The organism is Pseudovibrio sp. M1P-2-3 (genome assembly GCF_031501865.1).
Lineage (GTDB): Bacteria > Pseudomonadota > Alphaproteobacteria > Rhizobiales > Stappiaceae > Pseudovibrio > Pseudovibrio corallicola.
The window spans coordinates 4,122,801-4,146,605 of record NZ_JARRCW010000001.1 but is presented as its reverse complement, the minus strand read 5'-3'; the positions used below and the strand labels follow the sequence as shown (position 1 = coordinate 4,146,605).

Here is a 23,805-nt window from a genome sequence, read left to right as displayed (position 1 = left end):
GCTGAGAATAAAGCGGCATTTGTTTGGCATTTTGCCAGTTGGACTTTACGTCTTTGTAGGTCACTGTTGTTATTGCTGACTGCTCTGAAGGGCCAGCGGATCCAGTGATCTTGTTTCTTGGCGCGAGTGATTAGGGGCATAATCGTTTCGCGCTTTGTGTTGGAAGCCCAATTGCCGATTGCTGCAAGGACGGCAAGTTTTAATATAGGGACTTCCTGACATCCTATGGTTTCGGGCGGACCACAGGATGTTCGTTCGCTTTCATGACTCTGAGAGCTTTTCTTTGTTTCTCCTTTATTACAACAAAGCTACCCAGTGAAAGCATAACTGCAAAAGTCAGGTAGTAAATGAATAGTAAAGACATAGAACTTATGTTCCTGTTGTTCCTGAGATTTATAATACATAATTTGTGCCACTTGAAAATGTGCCGTAATTCGGGATTTTTTCTGAAATGAAGACCAAAAGTTGCTTTTTGCAACAAGGAGATTGCCGACTTGATGCAGTTACATGTGCAGAATGCAAAAATGGCGATTTTTTAATAAAACAGGCGATGAATTCTTGGCAAGTATAAGCCGCATTCGTGTTTATTGCTTAATGATTTACTAAGGGTTTTGAAGGCTTTCCGGCTGGTAACCGGTTGGTGAATGAATGTGAATTTTTGTGTGGGGATGAAGCGTGGCCTGAAAGTCTAGGGCAAACAGGGATACTGGGCAGTTGATCAACGGAGGTTCTCTGGTTATGAGGTTTACACCTGAAATGGAGTGGGTGTTTTTAATTTATCGCCCTTGATATTTTTCAGGTAACAGGGACACTTTAGTCCAAATACAAGAATCATCCACTCGGTGGACTAGGATTTACTGCGATTGACAATTAATCAATTGTATAGCTCATACTTTGCTGTATTTGACGGCGAAAAGCGCCTTTGGGGAAATCAACAAGTTGAACTGCGTGCAAAACTCATCTGAAATCCGTAATAACTGGACCCGTGAAGAGGCTGAATCTCTTTATAATCTGCCATTTAACGACCTGCTGTTTAAAGCGCAATGCGTCCACCGCGAGCATTTTGACCCCAATGAGGTCCAGCAAAGTCAGCTGTTGAGTATCAAGACAGGAGGCTGTCCGGAAGATTGCGCCTATTGCAGTCAGTCTGCACGCAACAATACCGAACTCTCCGCCTCAAAGCTTTTGGAAGTGCAGCGTGTGCTGGACGAAGCTAAAAAGGCGAAGGAAAGCGGAGCAACACGTTATTGCATGGGGGCGGCGTGGCGTTCGCCAAAGGACCGTGACATGCGCGCCATCGAAATGATGGTGGAAGGTGTTAAAGAGCTTGGTATGGAAAGCTGCATGACCCTTGGCATGCTGAGCCCCGATCAGGTTATCCGCCTGAAAGATGCTGGTCTGGATTACTACAATCACAACGTTGATACCTCTGAACGCTATTATAGCGAGGTCATTACCACACGTAAGTTCTCCGACCGCATTGATACGCTCAATATGGTCAAGGACGCGGGTATAAAGGTCTGTTCGGGTGGTATTGTAGGCATGGGTGAGGAAAAAACCGATCGCCTCGACATGCTGGTATCTCTGGCAACCTTGGAAGAGCATCCCGACAGTGTGCCGATCAACATGCTCATTCCAATTGAAGGTACACCGCTTCAAGATGCCGAGCCGGTTGACCCGATCGACTTTGTTCGCCTGATTGCCGTTGCCCGCATCATGATGCCGAAATCCCATGTGCGTTTGTCTGCTGGCCGGACGGAAATGTCTGATGAAACGCAGGCTATGTGTTTTTTTGCTGGGGCAAACTCCATCTTTAAAGGGGAAACACTGCTGACGGCAGACAATCCAGAGGACTCCAAAGACGCAGCGCTGTTCAAGCGTCTTGGCATCCGCCCTATGGGGCTTAAGAGCTGTACATCCGAACATGAACCTGCTGAATAAGCACCAAGGTGCACTTGAGCGTCTGGCAGAACGTGGCAGGTCGCGCTCTTTGCTCAAGGCTCATGGATGCGATTTTTCGTCCAATGACTATCTGGCGCTGACAAAAGCGCCAGAGTTGCTTTTGGCGGCAGAGCAAGCCCTGTCACGCGGTGTTGGCCTTGGGGCTGGCGGATCGCGCCTGTTGCGGGGGAATGATGTTGAGCACGAGGCGCTGGAGCATGAGGCGGCAGCTCTGTTTAATACAGAGCGATCCTTGTTCTTTGGCGGCGGATACACGGCCAACATGGCGCTGTTTTCCACTTTGCCACAGCAAGGCGATCTTGTGCTTTATGACAGCCTTATTCACGCCAGCGCACATGATGGAATGAAGCTGGGCGCAGCTCAAACTATGGCTTTTCAGCATAATCAGGTTGAAGACGCGGAAGCGCGTATTGCCACTTGGCGTCAGCAGGGGGAGACAGGGCGCATCTGGATTGCCTGTGAAAGCCTTTACAGCATGGATGGTGACCGTGCGCCTCTAGGAGATCTGGTCGAACTTGCTGATAGGCATGATGCATTTTTGTTGGTAGATGAAGCCCATGCAACGGGTGTACTGGGCAACGGTGGTCGGGGACTTGCTGCCGCGTTCGAAGGGCGCGAAAACCTTATTTCGCTTCATACCTGCGGTAAGGCACTTGGGGCGTCTGGCGCTCTTGTTTGTGGTTCGGCTGTCTTGATTGACTATCTCATAAACCGTGCCCGTAGTTTTATCTATGCCACTGCGCCGTCTCCGCTTGTTGCTGCTATTGTACGTGCTGCACTTGAGTTGGTGCAGAGCCAACCTGAACGGCGCCAGCGGCTTGCGGACCTTGTGAAGTATACAAATAAAGAAATGGAGCGCCGCTGTGGCCGGAAGGGCAGCGGGACACATATCCAGCCGTTTCTTATTGGCGATGACAAACGCACCATGCGTATTGCAAAATCCTTGCAGGAGCGCGGCTTTGATATTCGCGGTATTCGTCCGCCAACCGTCCCGCGTGGCACCTCCCGCCTACGTATTGCTTTGACCTTGCATGCCAGTAAAGAAGATGTATCCAGCATGTTTGAAGTTCTTGCAGAAGAAATAGGTCTCGTTCAATCATGACACAACCGATTGTAGTTACCGGAACAGACACCGGTATCGGTAAAACAGTTTTTTCTGCGGCGCTTACGCAGGCACTTGCCGCCACCTACTGGAAACCGGTTCAGTCCGGTCTGGAAGAGGAGACAGACACACAGACTGTTAAACGCCTGACAGGGTGTGCGGTGTTACCAGAGGCGTATCGCCTACAAATCCCTGCATCTCCCCATTATTCTGCAGAGGAAGAGGGTGTGCTGATTGAGTGCGGCAGTTTGGATTTGCCGCAGGTCAGTGGCCCATTGGTGATGGAGGGCGCAGGTGGTGTGATGGTTCCGCTTACCCGTGAAACGCTTTATATCGACCTTTTCAAGACATGGCAGTCACCCGTTGTGCTGTGTGCCCGGACAGGCCTTGGTACGATCAACCATAGTCTCCTTTCAATTGAAGCACTGCGGTTGCGTGGCTGCTCGCTGCTGGGGATCGTGTTTATTGGCGATGAGGTGGCAGATACAGAGCGCACCATTGTGGAGTATGCAGGTGTTAAAAAGCTCGGCCGCTTTCCAGTGCTCAAAGAAATTACGACCAAAACAATAGAGGCAGCATTTTCCGATAACTTTAGACTGGAAGACTTCTGCCTGCAGGACGGGAAGGGCGCTTGATGACGAGGCACTCACCGATCTGGCATCCGTTTACCCAGCACGCGATTATGCCGGAGATGACCAAAATTACAGGTGGCTGCGGGGCTTACCTAACAAAGGCTGACGGCGAGCGGATGCTGGATGCCATTTCCTCCTGGTGGGTTGTGACCCACGGGCACTGTCATCCGCATGTGATTGGTGCGATCAAGGAGCAGGCTGATAAGCTGGATCAGGTGATCTTTGCAGGTCACACCCATGAGCCCGCAGAACTGCTGGCACAGCAACTGCTCAGGTGTACCCCTGATGGGCTCGACTATGTGTTCTTTTCTGACAGCGGGTCCACCAGTGTTGAAGTGGCTCTTAAAATGGCGCTTGGCTACTGGCACCATCTGGGAGAAAAGCGCCAGCGTGTTGTTGTTATGGAAAACAGCTATCACGGCGATACCATCGGCACCATGTCCGTCGGAGAGCGCTGCGTTTTCAACCAGCCTTACAATCCGCTCCTGTTTGATGTGGCTAAACTGCCGTTTCCCTCTGCAGGTAACGAGCAGACCACGTTCGATGAATTGGAAAAGCTCTGCAGTGCAGGGGATGTGGCGGCGTTCATCGTAGAGCCACTGGTTTTAGGGGCAGGCGGCATGCTTATGTATAGCCCGCAAACGCTCCGTACTCTGGTGCAGATCTGCAAAAAGCACCATGTTCTGTTTATTGCAGATGAAGTGATGACCGGTTGGGGGCGTACAGGCAAACTGTTTGCCTGCGAGTATGCACAGGTGACGCCAGATATTGCTTGCTATTCCAAGGGATTGACCGGCGGCTCGTTGCCGCTCGCTGTTACCATGTGTTCTGAAGCCATTTATAATGAGCATTATTCAACAGACAGAAGCAAAACTTTCTTCCACTCAAGTTCCTACACGGCGAACCCGATTGCCTGCGCCGCTGCGGTGGCAAACCTTGAAGTCTGGGAGAGAGAACCGGTTTATGAGAGGATCGAAAATCTTGCAAAAATGCAGGCGGCAGGGCTGGAGCGCTTCAAGAACGATGAGCGCTTTACCAACCTGCGCCAACAGGGCACCATTGCCGCGATGGACATTAATGTGAGGGATCACGGCTATTTGTCTGATGTGGGGCCGCGCCTTTATGCGTTCTTCCAGAAGAAGAACCTGCTTCTGCGCCCCCTTGGCAATACGCTGTATTCCATGCCGCCATATTGCGTCACACAAGATGATGTCAACCATATCTACGATGCCATGGCGGAGGCGGCCGATGAACTCCTTTAAGGGGCGAGGTGGGCTGGTCGGCTTTGGTCATTATGCTCCCGAACGGCGTGTTCTGAATGCTGAAATCGAGCAGGATCTGGGACTTGAGGATGGTTGGATCGAGCGGCGTACCGGTATTCGGGAGCGCCGTTATGTTGCACCGGATCAGGCGCTTACCGATATTGCGCTGCCAGCGGCACAAATGGCGATTGAAGATGCTGGCGTTACTCCTGCCCAAATTGGACTGACGCTGCTAGCCACAAGTACACCGGATCACCTTTTGCCTCCTTCGGCTCCACTACTCGCATACAAGCTGGGCCTGCCAAACTCCGGTGCCATCGATATGGCTGGTGCCTGTGCCGGATTCCTTTATGCGCTCGCAATGGCAGATGCCTATGCCAAGGCGCAGGGCATAAGTGTTCTTGTCGTGGCGGCAAATATTTTGAGCCGCCGTATTAACCCTGAAGAGCGAGCAAGCCGTGTACTGTTCGCCGATGCGGCAGGTGCTGTTGTGATTTCACCGCCAACGCGAGAGGGACAGGGCATTTTGGCCGCTGATCTGGCATCAGATGGGGCATACTATGATCTTATCAAAATCACTGGTGGTGGCAGTCGTAGCCCTTACAGGCAACATATGGACCCCAACGAATATCTGATGAGCTTGAAGGGTGGTCAGACCGTGTTTGCCAAGGCCGTGAGTACCTTAACGGGGTCTGCCGGAAAAGTACTGGAGCAAGCAGGGGTTAAGTCTTCCGATGTGGACCACTGGGCACCACATCAGGCCAATTCCCGCATCATTCAGGCTGTTGGCAACAGCCTCGGTATAGGTGAGGACAGAACACTCATGACACTGGGGGAGTTTGGCAACAGCTCGGCGGCGACCATTCCTTTCACTCTTTCCAAATGTCGTGAGAACCGTGATTTCAAAGAGGGTGACAAGTTGCTGCTATCTGCCATTGGTGCCGGATTTGTCAGCGGATCTCTTTTGGTTGGTTTGTAAGCTTTCCCCCTTTCAAGGCGTATTGGAAGGGGATGCCTCCAGCTTGGGTTTCGGGTAGGCTTTTTGAAAAGCTTTCAATCCATTTGCTCGCTGGCTGATGGCGTTGACCTTTGGGAAATGAGAGCTATCAACGCCCCAACGATCCGCATTGTAGACTTGAGGAATAAGGCAGATGTCTGCCAGTGTGACCTGATCGCCATGGCAGAACCTTCCACTGTGTCCATCAGTCAGCAATTTTTCAAATGCACAGAGACCCTTAGTGATAAACTCGTGCATCCAGCTGATTTTGGTTTGCTCTCCTCCTCCAGACACCTCCACAAGGCGTTGAACAATGCTCAGGTTGCAGATCGGATGAATATCCATGGCGATTGCGTGGGAAAGTGCACGTACACGGGCGCGCTCGCGAGCCGTTGACGGCATTAAGGGAGGGGCTGGATACCGTTCATCCAGATATTCAATTATGGCGAGAGACTGGGTCATCATATGGTCATCCAGATCAAGAGATGGCACGAAGCCCTGTGGGTTGCGCTTCAAATTCTCAGGTGCCTTTTGCTCTCCCTTGAGCAGGTTTACGGCTATCCTATCGTATTCAATCCTTTTCAGGTTGAGTGCGATGCGGACACGGTAGCTCGCTGATGAGCGCCAATAATCGTATAACTTGATATTACTCATGGTATGGCGCAGCTCCGCTGTGGAGTTCTAGTCGTTCTCTAGGATGGGGTGATAACCTCACCCTTTGTGTTTTCGGTAAGTATTTCAGCGTTTTTTTGAACTTTTTCCATCAATGACAGGAGCGTTGCCTGTTCTTCTAAAGACAGGTTTTCCGTTAATGCAGCTTCCACGCTTTGAACCAGTGGAATGACATCATTGTAAACCGCAAGGCCTTTTTCTGTCAGCCGTAAAACAGATTTCCGGCGATCTTCTCCATCAATGTCACGGCGCAAAAGTTCTTTTTTACGAAGGGCCTGAACAGCGCGGCTGACATTCACTTTGTCCATGCTGGAGCGCTCGACAATTTCTGAGGCAGATAGCGCCTTGGTTCCTCCGAGAATTGCCATGGTGCGCCATTCGGAGACACTGAGCCCATATCGCTCGCGGTACACGCTGGAAACTGCACTGCTGACGGCAGAGCCAAAAATGCGGACTTTATACGGGAAGAACTTTTCCAGCTGAAAGTCATCCGGATTTGGCGCTTTGTTCACAGTTCCCATTTATGCGTCTCTTTGGTTTAATTTGAAACTACTAGGTTCATAAAGGTCAATTAATATTGAAATAGTATCGTGTGAAACTAAATGTCAATACTGCAGGTATATGAAATATCGTGTAGGCTTAAGTATTGTTAAGCCCTATTTTCTAACGCTTTTCAACTTACTATGCATTCTGGTGGCATTTTGAATTTCTATCCTTCCCAGAATTTATATTGACACAGTTTCATTTGAAACTATCCTGAATATCGAGAAAGTCATTGACTGTCCGGGTCTGGGAGGACGCGCGGCTGGTTTTATTTACCGAGGGAGCGTCATGACCAGTTGGATCAAGAGCGCAAATGCGCTGAACTGCCATTTCCCAATCCAGAATCTCCCCTATGGTGTATTTGCCACGGGGGATGAGGCAGCACGGTGCGGTGTTGCGATTGGGGATATGATTGTGGACCTCGCTTTGCTGGAGACGGCTGGTCTTATCAATGCAGGTGGAAGCGCTCCTGTTTTTGATCGTCCAGCTCTTAACGGTTTTATGGGGCTTGGGAAAACCTCTTGGGATAGTGTGCGCGAGCAGTTGATTTCCTTGCTTGTTGAAGGGGGCAATGATGCTCTTTCCAGCAATGATACCTTGAGCACCAAAGCGCTGGTACCAATGAACTTAGCGCAGATGTTCCTGCCGTTCTCTGTAGCAGAGTACACGGATTTTTACTCCGGACGCCAACATGCGCTTAACGTGGGGACCATGTTTCGCGGACCGGAAAATGCGCTGCCGCCCAACTGGTTGCATCTCCCCATCGGATATAATGGTCGTGCCTCGACTGTCATTGTTTCAGGTACGGATATCAAACGACCTGTTGGACAGGTGAAAGCGCCAACTGATAACACGCCAAGCTTCAAGCCCTGCGCCCGCCTTGATATCGAGCTGGAAATGGGCGCTGTTGTTGGTATGCCCAGTGAAATGGGAGAGCCCATTACTGTGCAGCAAGCTGATGACATGATCTTTGGCTATGTGATCCTGAATGACTGGTCTGCCCGTGATATTCAAGCTTGGGAGTATCAGCCGCTTGGCCCGTTTCAGGCAAAAGCATTTGCAACTTCCATCAGTCCGTGGGTGGTGACGAAAGCTGCCCTTGCGCCGTTCCGTGTCTCCACACCGCCCCGTGAAAAAGAGCTTCTTCCCTACCTCAATGAGCCGGGTCCAATGCTCTATGATATTGATCTGGAGATCTACATGCGGCCCGAAGGGACTGCGCATGCCTCAAAAATCGCTAGAACCAATTACAAGCAGATGTATTTTTCCGCCGCGCAGCAGCTGGCGCACCATGCGGTGAGCGGCTGTAAGATGAATACAGGCGACCTGCTTGGCTCGGGTACTATTTCCGGCCCTGAGAGGACTCAGTTCGGCTCACTGCTAGAGCTTTCATGGGGTGGTAAGGACCCTCTAAGGTTGGAGGGTGGTGAAACCCGCAGTTTTATTGAGGATGGCGACACGCTGACACTCACCGGTTGGGCTGAAGGAGATGGTTACCGCATCGGATTTGGCGAATGTACCGGCAAGATCCTACCGGCACCGAACTTCAAAGGCTAATCGAGTTCATAGGAATTTCAGGAGTTTTATCATGGCTAAAGCATTCGCGAGTGTTGGTGATATGGAAGACAAAAAGATCTCCTTCACCGAAGTTGGCCGCGATCTTTATGCATTCACCGCGGAAGGGGATCCGAACACCGGCGTTATTATCGGTGACGACAGCGTTATGGTGGTGGATGCACAGGCAACCCCTGTGATGGCAGGCATGGTTGTCGAGAAAATCCGCGAAGTCACCGACAAGCCGATTAAATACGTGACCTTGACCCACTACCACGCGGTGCGGGTGCTGGGGGCGTCCGGATATGGTGCTTTGGAAGTCATAGCTTCCCAAAAGTGTGAGAGCATGATCTTTGAACGGGGACAGGAGGACTGGGATTCCGAGTATGGCCGGTTCCCGCGCTTGTTCTCAGCGGCAGATTCCATTCCCGGCCTCACATGGCCAACCATGACTTTCAAGAACCGTATGGCCATCAACATGGGCAAGCGTAAGGTTGAGTTGATGCATCTGGGCCGTGCGCACACCGCTGGCGACATTGTTGCATGGGTTCCAGATGAAGGCGTGATGTTTACCGGTGATATCGTTGAGTACCACTCCGCATGTTACTGCGGTGACGGCCACTTCAAGGACTGGGGCAACACGTTAGACGCAATCAAGGCCTACACTCCAGACGCAATTGTACCGGGGCGTGGCGATGCGCTGGTGGGGCCGGAAATAGTTGGTAAAGCCATTGAAAACACCCGTGACTTTGTGAAGAGCACTTATAAGACGGCGGCTCGGGTGGCCGTGCGGGGAGGCACGTTGAAAGAAGCATGGGATGCAGTGCGTGAGCAGTGCGACCCCAAATTCGCTGACTACGCAATTTATGAGCACTGCCTGCCGTTTAATGTGGCCCGCGCTTTCGATGAGGCACGAGGCATCGACACCCCCCGCATATGGACTGCTGAGCGTGACCGGGAAATGTGGGCTGCATTGCAAGGGTGAGTGACTTGGGTTTGGGATCACATAGTGGACGCTTTTAATAGCGAACAACGTGGTCCTAACTCACGAAACAAACCTCTGTGACTTTCACAGTTGAGATAAACGCAGGCGGCTTGAAGTATCGCAGATGCTGGGAGGTAGCGTATGAAGAAAAAGATTTTCGAGGCTCCGCTCTATCCATATGTCCGATCTGTGGATCAGGATGCGAAAAAGGCGGTGCGCCATAAGGTTGTTGTGGTGGGGGCGGGACCCATTGGCCTTGCGGCGGCAATAGAGTTGGCCATGCAGGACATTGAAGTTGTTGTTGTTGACGACAACGACAAGGTGAGCTGGGGCTCCCGCGCGGTTTGCTATGCAAAACGACCGCTGGAAATTCTTGACCGGTTGGGCTGCGGGGACAGGTTTGTCGATAAAGGCGTTCAATGGAACAAAGGAAAAGTCTTTTTTGATGAACGTCTGGTCTATCAGTTTGATCTGTTGCCAGAAGACGGCCACAAGCGCCCAGCTTTCATCAACCTACAACAGTATTACTTTGAAGAGTATCTGGTTGAGCGGGTGGGGGAGCTGCAAGCGCAGGGCAAGCAGATTGAGATCCGCGGCAATAACAAGGTGGTCTCCCTTGATCAGGGCAATGACTTTGCGACTGTTGAGTTGGAAACACCGGAAGGTAACTACTGCGTTGAAGCGGACTGGGTGATCGCTTGTGATGGTGCTGCCTCTCCAATCCGCGCCATGATGGGTCTGGACTTCGTCGGCCGCATCTTTGAAGATAACTTCCTGATCGCTGATGTGGTTATGGAAGCTGATTTCCCGACTGAGCGCTGGTTTTGGTTCGACCCACCATTTAATCGCGGGCAGTCTGCCCTTCTGCATAGGCAGCCAGACAATGTGTGGCGCATCGACCTACAGCTGGGCTGGGGTGTTGACAAGGAAGAAGAGAAAAAGCCGGAGAATGTGATTCCGCGCCTGAAAGCAATGCTGGGCGAGGATGTCAGCTTCGAGCTCGAGTGGGTTTCCATCTACACTTTCCAATGCAGACGCATGGAGAAGTTTAGAAAAGGGCGTGTAATTTTTGCGGGCGACAGTGCCCATCAGGTGTCACCCTTTGGTGCCCGCGGTGCGAACTCCGGCTTGCAGGACACCGATAACCTGATCTGGAAACTGAAGCTGGTGATGGATGGCAAGGCGCCTTTGAGCCTGCTGGACACCTATGATGAAGAGCGTATTTTTGCAGCAGATGAGAACATCTTGAACTCTTCCCGCTCCACAGACTTCATCACCCCAAAATCTCAAATGAGCCAAGTGTTTCGAGATGCGGTGTTGAACCTTGCCGAAATGGCAGAGTTTGCTCGCCCGCTTGTCAATTCCGGTCGACTGTCCCTTCCTTGTACCTACGATAAAAGTTCGCTTAACGGACCAGATACTAAAGGCATGCCCATGCGCTCTCGGCCCGGCTCGCCAGCAAGTGATGCGCCGCTTGGTGATGGAACGTGGCTCCTTGATAAGCTTGGCAACAAATTTCAATTATTGGCAATCAACTGTGACGTTCCTGCATGTTTGAAGGTGGATGGCATTGAGATTTTTGCTCTACCGATCAGCCTGAGTGACGACGCATACGGCTTTGTAAGGGAGCGCTATCTGGGCAGCTTGCCCCGTGCAGTTTATCTTATACGGCCAGACCAGCATGTTGCGGCCCGCTGGAATGAATTCAGCCACACTGGGGTTGTCAGCGCATTCAGAAAAGTGACTGGTAAATGCCTTGAGGAGGTGACCCAATGAGCCAGCTCAACACAGCTCCCAACATCGACCAGCCAGATAATTTTTATCAAGACCTCTTAACGCTACACGAGGGCCGGACGAAGGCTCAAAGCGAAGCACTGAATGCACGGCTGGTTCTCATCCTTGCAAACCATATCGGGGACCTTGAGGTTTTACGCGAAGCATTTGCACTGGCAGCTGCAAACGAGAAGAGTAGCTAGTGGGTTAAACCGTTTTGATAGGAGGCTGAAATGAAAATTGAACAAATTCACCACGTTGCTTACCGCTGTAAAGACGCAAAAGAGACTGTTGAGTGGTACACCAAGAACCTGAATATGGATTTTGTTCTGGCCATTGCGGAGGACAAGGTTCCTTCCACTCATGAGCCTGACCCCTACATGCACCTGTTCCTTGATGCGGGCAACGGTAACATACTGGCCTTTTTTGAACTGCCAACCAAGCCTGAGATGGGGCGCGATGAAAACACTCCTATCTGGGTGCAGCACATTGCGTTCAAGGTGAAGGATCGCGAAACCCTGATTGCCTTCAAGGACAAACTGGAGGCAAACGGGGTTGAGGTTTTGGGGGTCACCAACCATTCCATTTTCCACTCCATCTACTTCTTTGATCCAAATGGACACCGCATCGAGTTGGCGTGCCCAGATGCTGCGGAAGAAGCGAAACTGAAACGCCTTGATGCCGTGAAGTGGGAGATGCTGGAAGAGTGGAGCAAGACCAAGAAAGCACCCAAGCATGCAGACTGGCTGCATGAGAGTGAGCTTGGTGCCAAATAAGGTTTAAAGAATACACGCGGACTGCGGAGATTGGGAGGTCTTCGTGGTCCACCTCGTTTTATTGGCGTCTTTAGGGAGGGAGCCATGGAATTCTTGAAGGGAAACATTGCCCGCCGTATGCTACTGGGAATGACAGTTGTTGCCATACTAGCACCAACTGCATTTACAACTTCAGCTTTTGCACAAACCAAACTGGTTCTTTCCAGCTGGCTACCACCACGCCACCCCATTGTGGTGGAAGCTATTAAACCGTGGGCACGGGACGTGAAGAAAGTCACCGATGGGCGCGTATCCATACGTGTGCTTTCAAAGCCTGCCGGAGCCCCGCCTGCCCACTTTGATATGGCAGTTGACGGAGTTGCCGATATCACTTACGGCCTGCACTCCTTCACTAAAGACAACCGCTTCCAGCGTTCCCGTATTGGTCAGTTCTCCTTCCTTGGAGATGATGCGGTGTCCGGCTCCAAAGCCTTTTGGGATGTTTATGCAAACGATCTGAATGCTCAGGCAGAACACAAAGGCACCAAGGTTCTTGGCCTGTTTGTACACGGGCCCGGTATTTTTCATAATAATGTACGTAAACTGAATACGCCAGAAGACCTTGAGGGACTTAAGATCCGTGTTCCCGGTGGCTACATTGCAGATCTGACTGGTGACCTCGGTGCCTCCCCGATTTTTATGTCCTCAGGTGAAGTCTATGAAAAACTATCCCGCGGGATCATTGATGGGGTGACCTTTACATACGAAGCGGTGACAGCCTTTAAGCTGTTGGATCATGTGAAGTATTCCATGCGCGTTCCCGGTGGTATCTACAATACCACGTGGTTTCTTGTCATGAATGAGAGCAAGTGGAACGAGATCTCTGCTGAAGATCAGGCGGCCATCATGGCTATTTCCGGTGAGGCCTTTTCCGAGCGTGTGGGCATGGCATGGAATAGTGCGGATGAAAAAGCAATCGAGCTCATCAACAAAGCTGGTATTGAGATCTATGAGGCTTCGCCGGAAATACTTGGAGTAATTAGAGAAAAAGCTACAGCCTATGAGAGTGAATGGGCGCAGGCAGTTGCCGAGGATGGCTTTAACGGGGAGGCGGCTCTTGCTAAGTTCCGCAAATCTACGGGCATTGAAAATTGATCTGGCCTGAAGAGCCATATGGGAGTGCGTCGCGGGCACGTTCCCTCGTCAAACTCATGGAATTTGGTCTTGGGATATGCTGCGCCTTGCTGCTTGTTGGCCTCACGAGCCTTACAGTTGTTGATGTTGTTGCGCGCTACTGGTTCAACGCACCTGTTCGCGGCGCGTTCGAGGTTACCCAGCTTATGCTGGGTGCGCTGGTCTTTACTGCGCTCCCGCTCACAACTTCCCGTCGGGAGCATGTTGAGGTGGATATAGTCTACGGGATGGCCCCACCGGTTATGCAGTCTCTTATGAGAGCGGTTTCCGGCGGTATTTCAACCATCGTACTTCTCGTTCTTTCTTGGCGCCTTGCAGCACATGCGCAGCGCTTGATGGAGGACGGGGCTGTCACCAATGCTCTTGATATTCCGCTGGCTCCCCTGTCATGGATCGCCGCGGCTTCTGCTCTGCTGAGTGCTGGCTACACGTTTGTTTGGTTAACAAGGGCACTGCGCAAAGGCTATTAATATAATGTTTGAATCCCTTCTCGGCTTTGCTGCACTGTTAATTTTGATTTTTCTGCGCATTCCAATAGCTTTTGCAATGATCCTTGTAGGGGCGTTGGGGTTTGCGTGGCTGCGCGGATGGTCCGCCACCTGGTCTGTTATCAGCAGTGTTGGCTTTGAAACCAGTCTCTCCTATTCGCTTTCCGTTATTCCTCTGTTCATTTTAATGGGCAATCTGCTCACCATCTCAGGTGTCAGTCATGGCCTTTATGCCGCTGCAAATCGCCTGCTTGGCGGTGCCCGTGGAGGTCTTGCTATGGCATCTGTTGTGGCTTGTGGGGGCTTTTCTGCAGTTTGTGGGTCTTCTTTGGCTACGGCAGCCACTATGTCTAAGGTCGCAATGCCTTCCATGCGCAAGTATGGATATGCGGACAGCCTTGCCTCCGGCTCCATTGCAGCAGGAGGCACCCTTGGTATTTTGATCCCGCCATCAGTGGTGATGATTATCTACGGCCTTTTGACAGAAACCGATATTGGCAAGCTGTTTATTGCTGGTGTGGTTCCAGGCATTCTGGGGTTGTTGCTTTATATAGGTGCAATTTATGTTTCCACCTTGCTCAACCCGTCCCTTGCTCCCAAAGCAGAGGGAGCTGAGCCATTTTCACAAAAAGATAAGCTTGGTGTGATCGCCGTCCTCGGCTTATTTGCGCTTATCATGATCGGTATCTATGGCGGTCTTTTCACTCCGACAGAAGCTGCTGGTATTGGGGTCGCAACTGCTTTTTTGATCGCCCTGCTTATGGGCGGCATGACACCGCAAAACCTCTTCAATGCTATGCTTGAGAGTGCCCGCACCACTGCCATGATCTTCATGATTATCATTGGTGCGGAAGTTTTCTCCAACTTCATAAATTATGCAGGCCTGCCGGACACTCTTGCAGAGTGGATTCTGAACTTTGAATTGAACGCCTACATGGTGATCCTTGGTATTGTGCTGATCTATATTGCGCTGGGTTGTGTGCTGGAAAGTCTCTCCATGATCTTGCTGACCGTACCCGTCTTTTACCCACTCATTCTGGAGCTGGACTTTGGTGTGCAGGCATTAAGCGATCCGGAAGCGGTCCTCATCTGGTTTGCGGTGATCGTGGTGGTGGTGACTGAAATCAGTCTGATTTCACCTCCCGTCGGTCTAAATGTATTCGTTCTACGCAACGTGCTGCGGGATGTGAAACTCTCCACCATATTCAGGGGCGTCTTTCCGTTTTGGGTCTCGGACCTTGTCCGTCTGGCCCTGTTGATCGCCGTTCCTTGGTTTTCACTCTGGCTGGTTGGGGCTATGTGAGATGTTGGCATGGGGCGCGTAGGAGCTGCAATAGGTTCCTAGGGGGACTAAACAGTTAGAGCGCGTTACGTTCATTTTCATTCATGCCTTGCGCTGAAAAAAAGCGCGGATCATGCATAGCCGCGCTCTTCATACTTCGAACTGATTAAAGAATTGCAGGAATACCCGGCAGCATGCCAACCGCGGCCATTGCAAGCGTGCAGATAACCACCGCACCGGCTGGTACTATCATCCTATCTGTGAAGGAAAGGCGTTTTGCCCGCTCGCTGTCGCCAATAAGGCCATTGTTATCAAGAAACATAGTGAGGGCCCAAGCCAGAACCGGATTGGTCACCATTGCCGCAAAGATGCAGATACCGGCGGCGTTAGTGCTGTTGTTGTCTTTCACCATCTGAAGCCCTGCTTCAAGGAGTGGCAAAAATACCCCCACCAGAAGAGCACAGGCCATAACCGGCTTCCATACAACGATGTCCATCGGATACCCGATAACGGCGATGACGATACACAGAGCCCCCAGTAGAATAGCGCCTGCAGGAATAGGACGTTTGGCAATGGCAGCTGGGATCATATATGTGCCCCACGACGACGTAATATTACCGCCGCCAAAGAGTGTGCCGGTGAACTGGCGCAAAGAGCAGGTGGTCATTGTATCATCAACATCCATCAAAACCTTTTCAGTGTTTTTCGGGTAGTTGAGTTCCTGAAAAATTCTATGACCAAGAAAGTCCGGAGACCACATGGCCACAGCCAAAATGGCCCAAGGAAGGGAAGCAATGAAATGGCTTATTGTGGGAAGGCCCAACTGCCAACCGGTTTCCGTAGATCCCCACCAGTACCAAGGGTTCATGTTAGGAAGGCCCGGAGCTGTGGTAAACTGAAGATCAACTCCCGCGCCCAAGAGCAGGGCAACAACGACCGCCGTGATGGAACATGCGGGAATTGCCAGCCAGCGCTTTCCAATTTTGGCAAGAAATGCATACAGCACAATGTTGACTGCAAAAATCACCAATGCCACGAATGCGAGGCTGCTTTCCAAAGAGTGTTTAGCCTGAAGGCTATCAGCCCATGTGAACAGGGAGGTAATTTGACCTTTTGCGCCCATAAACCCAAGAAAAACGAGGAGACCTCCTGCGACCCCCTGACTGGTCAGATTAACCAGCCGCGAGCCCCCTTTAAAATAGCTGAGCAGCAAGCCGAAGATACAAAGCAGAATTGCCAATGCCAACGGGTGCGCACCGGCAAGAGCGATAGAGCCAATAAGCGGGATCATAGGTCCGTGGTTTCCCGCCAGGTTGGCACGTGGATTGAAAAAGCCTGAGCCGATAATGCAAAAAAGCAAAGTGGGGACGAGCATTTCAATGCGCACCACCTCGATAATCCATTCAGCACCCAAGTTCACATAATCCCAACGCTGAGTAAGGCCGGTAGCCCAAGCTGTCATAACTGCGGAATACATGACTGAGATACCTATGGTCCCTGCAATAGCCGGAACCATATCCTCCCATTCGAACCGGAAATCTCGTCCGGGAAGGTTTAAACCCCATCTGTTGGGCTTCATGATCTGGAGTTCGTGATCCAGATAGTCGGTACGTGTCTTAAATTCATTCGCGGGCTTATGAAGTTCCGCGTAACTTTTTTCTCGTTCAGTATCCGTCCGCTGAAGCATATCAGCACAGTCTCCATATTGAATTCAAGCTCCTGTGCAGCCCGTTAACCGACCGTGGAAACGGCTCACTGTCTCATCCAAAATGTTTCTTGGCTCCAGTGTGAACTGCCTGCGGATGAGAGTGCGAACAGGAAACGGGGAGGGGTTTAGAGGCCGGTGGGAGAGGGGGCAATAAGTAGAAAATTTACGGAGATGCGTGTTTTTTGCCCGAAACCTCGGACTGAAGATATATCAGAGTAACGCTCAGTCATTTTCTGGGGGAGGAGAGAGCGGGTATTTATAGCGTAACCCACCTACAACTTCCAGAAGAACCAAAGGGAAATACTTGATTAAGTGAGAACTCGCTTGATGTGAAAATCCACATAAAGACGGCAACTTTTCGATCAGGAACTTCTTTCGCTATTGGTGTGGTTACTTAAGTCGGTGTACTTATTTCATGTTGTGACTGCGACAATTCGCAGGGGGAGTGCTGGAGATATTTCAAGGCAGGTGTTCTTGTCAGCCGAGCCCAGTAATATGGGCCTGGTCCAAAACTGCCTGTTGGACATGTACGATAATATACGCTGCCTGATCCAGTTGGAGATGATAATCTGTTAGTTTTCACAATTATTGGCAGGCAGCCATCTTAGATTGCTCCAATAGCCTCCTCAAGGCAGCCAAAACGCCAGAAATGTGAAGTTGATCTGCTCCCCATACTGCTCAAGCTTATTACTTAAGCACCCTCTGAGGTGCGTTAAACTTTCAAAAGCAAAATTCCCTACAAATGATAAATGTATCAAAAGATGTATATTAATCATATGCAACTAAATGTATAATTGGTTGTATTCTAAGATATTTGAATTGGAATTTATAATGATAGCTGAAAGTTTCATTCCAACTTTTCAAGACTCTCACGCAGAGGTGACCTCAACAGAGGTTATGGAGAGTAACTCCACAAGCCAAGTTCAAGTTTTAACGGCTTCTGATGAAGTGGACCTGAATTACTTTGGTGGGGCCACTGCAACGAATAGTGATGGGACTATTGTGGTTGGGGCCCCTGGACATTTCGAGATAAGTGGTAACCACTGGGATGAAGGTAAATGGAACGGGCTAGTCTATATTTATGAGCCTGACGGGAATGGCAACTATATAGAAAAGAGCATCTCTCCAGAACCGGATAACACGCAAAGGTCAAAGTTTGGGTATTCTGTCGATATTAATGATTCTGGTGTCATTGCTGTAGGCTCTCCCGGCAACCGAGGGGGGTCTGTTTACATATATACAGAGGATGAAAACAGCGAATACTCTACCGTAAAACTCACCAACCCCCGTCCAGATGATTATAGCAGATTTGGAGACGATATAGCTATCGGCGAAGACGGAACTCTGGTTGTGGGAGCTAAATATGACGATAGCGACGGGAACAGTACAGGCAGTGTTTATGTATACACCCCAGGGTTAAATGGTGATTACAGCTCCGAACCTATTCGCCTGTCCGCTGATGATATTGAAGATCAAGATTATTTTGGTAGCTCTGTTGAGGTCGGCCCCAATGGCATGATTATCGTTGGGAGCCCATATGATGATGACCAGGTCAGTGGTTCTGGCTCCATATATGTCTTCACTCCAGATGGAAACGGTGGTTACAATCAGGTAAAACTCGCCCAAGAAGCAGCGGCCATGTATGATAGACTTGGAACTGCAATTGCTGTCAATGTAGATGGGACTATTGTTGCGAGTGCCCCTTTTGACAATGACCAAGGAAGTGATGCAGGCTCAGTTACTGTTTTCACTTTGGATGGTAATGGCGAATATCAGGCGGTAGAGTTGTACGCCTCTGATGCTCAGGCCTATGATAATTTTGGCTCTTCAGTTGCGATTAGTGATAATGGTATCATTGTTGTAGCTGCCACGGGGGAAGATGAGCTTGGGGACAGCTCTGGGGCAGTTTATGTTTTTGTTCCATCCTCTGATGGTTCTTATACGGAATATAAGCTGACGGAGCCCTCTGGATCTGACGGTGGGCTCTTTGGTTCTGCTGTTTCTATCGATGACGATGGCGTTATTGTTGTGGGTGCACAGCATACTGAAGGTACTGGAGCCAGTTATCTTTTCCATCCAAATAGTGATGGCAGCTATGGTGAAATTGAACTTGTAGATCCAGATACATTTACAAATGATCAAATTGCAGATCAGTTAACCGATGGATATTGGGAATCCATTGGACGTTCATCTCGTAGTTTTGATGTTGCCCCTGGTGACACAATTACCGTGAGTATTGATGCCCTAACGAGTGACGGTCAATATTTGGCAACGGCAGCACTTGACGCTTGGGCGATGGTTACAGGTATTAATTTCCAAGCTGTTAGTGGCAGCGCTCAAATTACTTTTGATGATAATAACAGTGGCGCATACACTGCCTCTGGCGTTGCAGGTGATACAATCGCTTTTTCTAATGTGAATATCTCCACTGACTGGCTCACTACCTATGGAACCACGTTGAACAGCTATTCTTTCCAGACCTATGTACACGAAATCGGCCATGCCATGGGGCTTGGACATGCTGGTAACTATGATGGTGCTGCCGTCTATGGAGTTGATAATCATTATACAAACGACTCTTGGCAGACCTCAGTGATGTCGTATTTCACTCAACCCCAAAATACGTCAATTGAGGCCGACTTTGCATACATATTGACGCCTACAGTTGCTGATATTCTTGCGATGCAAAACCTGTACGGTACTGCAAACAACCTGCGTATTGATGATACTGTTTATGGAGAAAATTCAACGGTTGGTGGATATTACGATAATATCGCAGGTCTACAATCAGTTGCCTACACCATTATTGATAATGGCGGTGATGATACAATTGATTATAGTTCTGTTTGGGATGACCAGCTCATTTCTCTTGAGCAGGAAACTTATTCCAATGTCAACGGCCTGACAGGTAATCTTGCTATTGCACGCGGTACCGTGATTGAAAATGTAATTTCCGGCCATGGTAATGACATTCTCATTGGCAATGAAGCTGACAATACTCTTGTTGGCGGCGCTGGTTCAGATACATTTGTTTTTGACACGAACTCTGGTGCAGATGAAATTCTTGACTTCTCTGATGGTCTGGACCTGATTGAGTTCGAAGGCGGGATATCTTCGTTTGCTGAACTGACAATTACAGATCAAGGAGACGATACATTTGTCACCTTCGATGGTGGATCAATTCTACTGACCGGAGTAGACATCACTCAACTTAGCAGTGATGACTTCTTATTTGCCTAATATTGTATGTGAGGAGCAGAAAACCTGCTCCTCATTTATCTCGGTTGTTTCGTTATGTACTGATTGTGGAGATCTTGAAGACCCGAGTTCACTGGTAAGCCCTGCGTTGAGGAAAGCTTAGCATGCTCTTAAATTTTTACCGGCTGAAAATAATAAGAAATACGACCATGGTTCCTACTTTGGTCACCAAAATGCGGAAAATGCTAAATAAATCAATAGTTTCAAGAAATAATGGCGGAGAGTGAGGGATTCGAACCCTCGGAACGCTTGCGCGCTCAACGGTTTTCGAGACCGCCCCGTTCGACCACTCCGGCAACTCTCCGCTTGGCTGATCTTAACAGGCAGCAGGCGGAACGTATACGGGGGCTGTGAGGGTGACAAGACTTGTAGAAGGGGGAGGGGGAGATACGCACAGGCCAGATATGCTAATGCCCGCTACTCCCAGTAGAATTACTAGGCGAGCGGGCATTATTTTTTCCTTTATAGTCTTGAGCCTTTATACTGAAACATATCCAGCTGCCTTGAAGTAATTCCAACACTCTTGGGGTGTGAACAGATCGCATATGTCACCCAGAGCCTTTATCAAGGTCTCAAAGGTTCTGGCTTTCATTCTGCGTAGGTGTGCTTTGAGCTTGGAAAACGCCATTTCGATAGGATTGAGATCAGGAGAATAGGGCGGCAGAAAAAGGAACCAACACCCGCTTTGTCTGAGGGCCCTTGCGGCTTCTGGAACTTTGTGTGTGGACAGGTTATCCAGAATGACCACCGTTTTAGGGTGCAAGCATGGAGCCAGTTGTGTCGTGATATAAGTGGTGAATGCCTTGCCATTCATGGCCCCGTCCAGAACCCAGGGCGCAATGAGTCCCTCGTGGGTCAAACCGGCGATAAAGGTCTGGTTCTGCCAGCGTCCAAACGGCGCTGTGTCAAGGGCTCGTTCCCCTTTAAAGGCTCGGCCTCGCAGCCGGGTTAAATTCGTTTTAACACTGGTTTCATCGAGAAACACCAGTCTCTCAGGCAGATCACGCATTATAGGCTGACGGGTGTGGCGCCATTCATCTCTGGCATTTTGTACATGGAGTTTGCCACGCTCGGTTGCCACCAACGATTTTTTTTATAGGTGTAGCCAAGACGGCGCAAAGCCTTGGAGACGGAAGTATGGTGAACCCTCACTCCCTCAGCCATGAAAAGTGCATCACATAACTCCATCAACGTGATATCTCCGTCTTGATTGACCAGCTCGCGCAAGAAGGAGAGGTAGGGCTCCAATTTTCCGCCTCCCTTTGGGCGCCCTGTCCTGACCGGGATTAAACTCTGCCCCTCCCGAACTTTACGGGCCAAGCGAGATCCTGATGCTGGAGAGATCAGCAGGCGGCGTGCTGCTTCACGCCCGCTCATCCCGGATAAAATGAGCCTTTTAAAGCGAAGGCGTAAATCAAGTGAAAGTGGCCGGCCCATGTGATCTCCTCCCTAAAAGGAGTGAATCACAAATCAACCTGATTGGGAATCCCCAATCGATTCAGCGTTGCGCCTCATTGCTTTAAGCGCTCTGAACTTCTTTTAAGAACTGCCTGATTTCTTCATCCAGTTTCTGGGCGTTATGAGCGATGACTTCGGCTTGGTCGTCCACACTCACCACTACTTCCGTTGATGAGGCAATTGTTGTCGCCACGCGGCCCATTTCGTTTTCCCCCAGTTGGGACTGGTTGGAAACTTCATTGACGCTGCGGGCGATTTCCGCAATCGTTGCAGATTGTTGGTCAACAGCTGCTGCTACTGCGGAAGAACTGCCAGACATACCATCCATAAGCTTGTTCACTTCCACGATGGAAGATACGGCCTTCTCAGAGGCCCCTTGAATGGCGCCCACTTGTTTGGAGATGTCTTCTGTGGCCGATGTGGTCTGGTTTGCCAGTGTTTTCACTTCGGAAGCGACAACGGCAAAGCCTTTCCCCATTTCGCCCGCCCGAGCGGCTTCGATAGTCGCATTCAGCGCGAGCAGATTTGTTTGGTCCGCAATGTCCTTGATGAGACCCACAACTTCACCAATTTTGCCTGCTGTGCTTGCCAGCTCGTTGATGGTCTCTGCGGTTTCTTCAGCTTGCTCGCGAACGGAGCTGGCAACTTTGTTGGAGTTTGCAGCTTCATTTGCAACTTCAGAAATGGACATAGAGATTTCTTCACTTGCGGAGGCAACTGTTGAAACGTTCTGGCTGGCCTCGCTTACTGCGGCGCCTGCAGTACCGGCTGTTGTGGACACCTGATCAATTGTACCGCGAAGGGTGTGTGAGGCACTGCGGAGCTCGCCAATGGACCCGTTAAAGGTGTTCAGAGAATCTCCAGCTGTTACCTCAAACTTGCTGACGAGAGAGCGGATGCGCTTTTCTCTTTCAAGCTGGGCTTGTGTTTCGTTCTCCCGCTCGGCATTGAGCTTGTCTCGTTCCAGCGCGTTACTGCGGAAGACTTCAAGCGTCTGTGCCATTTTGTTAAATTCGCTCCTGCCCTTGGTGCCAATAATCTTAATATTGGTGTTGCCACGTGCAAGTTCAGACATTGCTGAGTGCAGGCGGGAGAGTGGGCGGGATAAACTCCAGCAAATCAAGCCTGTTGTCACGACTGCAAATAATGTTGCAAGACCAAAGACAATTGCCGCCTGTATCAGGCGTTGTGCTCGTTGATTTTCAAATGTTTCCGTTGCCTCAGAAGCTCCGGAAGTTCCGGCGTCAACCAGATTTTGAACCAAAGGCCGTGTGGTTCTGATTATGGCATTGGCATTCTTGGCGGACTTTTCAATTTCCGCAGAGAGTTCATCAAGTCTTGCAATAGAGGTTTTGTACTCGTCCCACTTGGGAATAAAACGTTCTGCAATTGGAGTGTCTGCCTTTGTCCATTCCAGAACTTTATCGACCGAAGCGATCCCTTTACGGAATTCCTTTTCAGCAGAGGTGGATACTCCCTTGGTCTCCAGAACCCACTCGTTTTTCTGCATGTCACTCAGGAAAACTGTGATCTTCCCAATGTTGGCACCCAGTGGGTTATCCTTGCGAATATTGCCTGCAAGGCTGCGCAGCTGGGCACCTTGCCATGCTGTTGCTCTTAACAAACCCGATCCGGAAGAGGTTCCGCGTGCATTCTGGGCTTTGTTGAGGGCTTTGAATTCCTGAGAAAACTGACTAATATTCTCTCGAATGGTGTCGATGAGAACATTTACATCGTTTTCTTCACCTTGGTGGCTGTCTTCAGCGCCTGCATGCCCGTTGTGTGATGCCTCTAGCTTCGAGTCTATTGTTTTCACGGAGCGGTTTACTTTGCCACGAATGTTCGCGGCTGGAGCCAGCATAAACTCGGCAGTCATTGCCCGTAGACTCTCCAGTTCGCTGCCAACGCTCAGCGCATCGCGAGCCAATATGTTGTTACTGCGAACTGTAGTGAAGGCCTCGAGTGTCGCGTTTTGTATTGTCCACCCGAAGGTTAGAGACGCAATAATGACGGCTACCGGTAGCAAGCCTAAAGCAATGATGCGCGTTATGACGGAATAGAAGCTGTTGATCAGCAATCTCTTCATGCCTTTTCCCCCCCCTTTGAGGCAGCTCGCCCGACCGGAGCCTTCAAAAGTGTTATTGATAATTACGCATAGTTAAACGCAAATATGCTTAATA

Annotated in this window: 19 protein-coding genes and 1 tRNA gene; 14 read left to right on the top strand and 6 right to left on the bottom strand. The window is 50.2% G+C overall.

The features are described 5' to 3' along the window. The first annotated feature begins 930 nt into the window (after positions 1-930). The 5 genes from bioB to P6574_RS18165 are packed head-to-tail and all read left to right on the top strand — an operon-like array spanning position 931 to position 5,937. On the top strand, positions 931-1,941 hold the full coding sequence (gene bioB, locus P6574_RS18185; RefSeq protein WP_310622189.1) for a biotin synthase BioB: 1,011 nt from the start codon (positions 931-933) through the stop codon (positions 1,939-1,941). Beyond that, positions 1,925-3,064, top strand: coding sequence for an 8-amino-7-oxononanoate synthase (locus P6574_RS18180; RefSeq protein WP_310621650.1), 1,140 nt, complete (start codon positions 1,925-1,927; stop codon positions 3,062-3,064). Before bioB ends, P6574_RS18180 begins: the two co-directional genes overlap by 17 nt. After that, on the top strand, positions 3,061-3,699 hold the full coding sequence (gene bioD, locus P6574_RS18175) for a dethiobiotin synthase (RefSeq protein ID WP_310621649.1): 639 nt from the start codon (positions 3,061-3,063) through the stop codon (positions 3,697-3,699). The genes P6574_RS18180 and bioD overlap by 4 nt, the downstream gene beginning before the upstream one ends. After that, positions 3,699-4,958 (top strand): adenosylmethionine--8-amino-7-oxononanoate transaminase, encoded by a 1,260-nt coding sequence (locus P6574_RS18170; RefSeq protein WP_310621648.1) that lies wholly within the window; start codon positions 3,699-3,701, stop codon positions 4,956-4,958. Before bioD ends, P6574_RS18170 begins: the two co-directional genes overlap by 1 nt. Beyond that, positions 4,945-5,937: a beta-ketoacyl-ACP synthase III gene (locus tag P6574_RS18165; protein WP_310621647.1), complete on the top strand. Its 993-nt coding sequence runs from the start codon at positions 4,945-4,947 to the stop codon at positions 5,935-5,937. Before P6574_RS18170 ends, P6574_RS18165 begins: the two co-directional genes overlap by 14 nt. 12 nt (positions 5,938-5,949) lie before the next feature. Here the strand turns inward: P6574_RS18165 and maiA are convergent, their stop codons facing one another. Next, positions 5,950-6,609, bottom strand: coding sequence for a maleylacetoacetate isomerase (gene maiA / locus P6574_RS18160; RefSeq protein ID WP_310621646.1), 660 nt, complete (start codon positions 6,607-6,609; stop codon positions 5,950-5,952). Positions 6,610-6,647: 38 nt separating this feature from the next. Next, a complete protein-coding gene (locus P6574_RS18155; RefSeq protein WP_310621645.1) occupies positions 6,648-7,148 on the bottom strand; it encodes a MarR family winged helix-turn-helix transcriptional regulator in 501 nt (166 codons plus the stop codon). 310 nt (positions 7,149-7,458) lie between these two features. On the opposite strand from P6574_RS18155, the gene fahA reads away from it, so the two are divergent. The 8 genes from fahA to P6574_RS18115 all read left to right on the top strand — a co-directional run bounded on the left by fahA (position 7,459) and on the right by P6574_RS18115 (position 15,222). Further along, on the top strand, positions 7,459-8,727 hold the full coding sequence (fahA, locus tag P6574_RS18150) for a fumarylacetoacetase (protein WP_310621644.1): 1,269 nt from the start codon (positions 7,459-7,461) through the stop codon (positions 8,725-8,727). Positions 8,728-8,758: 31 nt separating this feature from the next. Next, complete coding sequence (locus tag P6574_RS18145; protein ID WP_310621643.1) at positions 8,759-9,709, top strand: MBL fold metallo-hydrolase; 951 nt, start codon at positions 8,759-8,761, stop codon at positions 9,707-9,709. A gap of 141 nt (positions 9,710-9,850) precedes the next feature. Next, positions 9,851-11,485, top strand: a complete 1,635-nt coding sequence (locus P6574_RS18140; RefSeq protein WP_310621642.1) for an FAD-dependent oxidoreductase — start codon at positions 9,851-9,853, stop codon at positions 11,483-11,485. Beyond that, complete coding sequence (locus tag P6574_RS18135; protein ID WP_310621641.1) at positions 11,482-11,685, top strand: DUF2783 domain-containing protein; 204 nt, start codon at positions 11,482-11,484, stop codon at positions 11,683-11,685. The genes P6574_RS18140 and P6574_RS18135 overlap by 4 nt, the downstream gene beginning before the upstream one ends. A gap of 30 nt (positions 11,686-11,715) precedes the next feature. Continuing rightward, positions 11,716-12,258 carry a VOC family protein gene (locus P6574_RS18130; protein WP_310621640.1) on the top strand — a complete coding sequence of 181 codons (543 nt, stop codon included), beginning with the start codon at positions 11,716-11,718 and terminating at the stop codon, positions 12,256-12,258. Between the two features lie 84 nt (positions 12,259-12,342). Further along, complete coding sequence (locus P6574_RS18125; RefSeq protein ID WP_310621639.1) at positions 12,343-13,392, top strand: TRAP transporter substrate-binding protein; 1,050 nt, start codon at positions 12,343-12,345, stop codon at positions 13,390-13,392. Continuing rightward, entirely contained in the window at positions 13,389-13,901 is a 513-nt protein-coding gene (locus tag P6574_RS18120; RefSeq protein WP_310621638.1) for a TRAP transporter small permease, read from the top strand. The genes P6574_RS18125 and P6574_RS18120 overlap by 4 nt, the downstream gene beginning before the upstream one ends. A gap of 4 nt (positions 13,902-13,905) precedes the next feature. Then, positions 13,906-15,222: a TRAP transporter large permease gene (locus tag P6574_RS18115; RefSeq protein WP_310621637.1), complete on the top strand. Its 1,317-nt coding sequence runs from the start codon at positions 13,906-13,908 to the stop codon at positions 15,220-15,222. A 145-nt stretch (positions 15,223-15,367) separates the two neighbouring features. On the opposite strand, the gene P6574_RS18110 is transcribed toward P6574_RS18115, so the two are convergent. Next, on the bottom strand, positions 15,368-16,888 hold the full coding sequence (locus P6574_RS18110) for a DUF3360 family protein (RefSeq protein WP_310621636.1): 1,521 nt from the start codon (positions 16,886-16,888) through the stop codon (positions 15,368-15,370). A gap of 852 nt (positions 16,889-17,740) precedes the next feature. Between P6574_RS18110 and P6574_RS18105 the strand changes: the two genes are divergently transcribed. Beyond that, positions 17,741-20,149, top strand: a complete 2,409-nt coding sequence (locus P6574_RS18105) for a M10 family metallopeptidase C-terminal domain-containing protein (RefSeq protein ID WP_310621635.1) — start codon at positions 17,741-17,743, stop codon at positions 20,147-20,149. Between the two features lie 232 nt (positions 20,150-20,381). Here the strand turns inward: P6574_RS18105 and P6574_RS18100 are convergent. From P6574_RS18100 to P6574_RS18090, 3 genes are all read right to left on the bottom strand, one after another. After that, positions 20,382-20,471, bottom strand: a tRNA-Ser gene (locus P6574_RS18100). A gap of 174 nt (positions 20,472-20,645) precedes the next feature. Then, positions 20,646-21,604, bottom strand: a protein-coding gene (locus tag P6574_RS18095; protein WP_310619020.1) for an IS630 family transposase whose coding sequence is annotated in 2 segments (ribosomal slippage) — positions 20,646-21,260 and positions 21,263-21,604 — 957 coding nt in all. Because the reading frame shifts where the segments join, the coding sequence is not laid out codon by codon here. Positions 21,605-21,686: 82 nt separating this feature from the next. Further along, positions 21,687-23,711 carry a methyl-accepting chemotaxis protein gene (locus tag P6574_RS18090; RefSeq protein ID WP_310621634.1) on the bottom strand — a complete coding sequence of 675 codons (2,025 nt, stop codon included), beginning with the start codon at positions 23,709-23,711 and terminating at the stop codon, positions 21,687-21,689. Positions 23,712-23,805 lie beyond the last annotated feature (94 nt).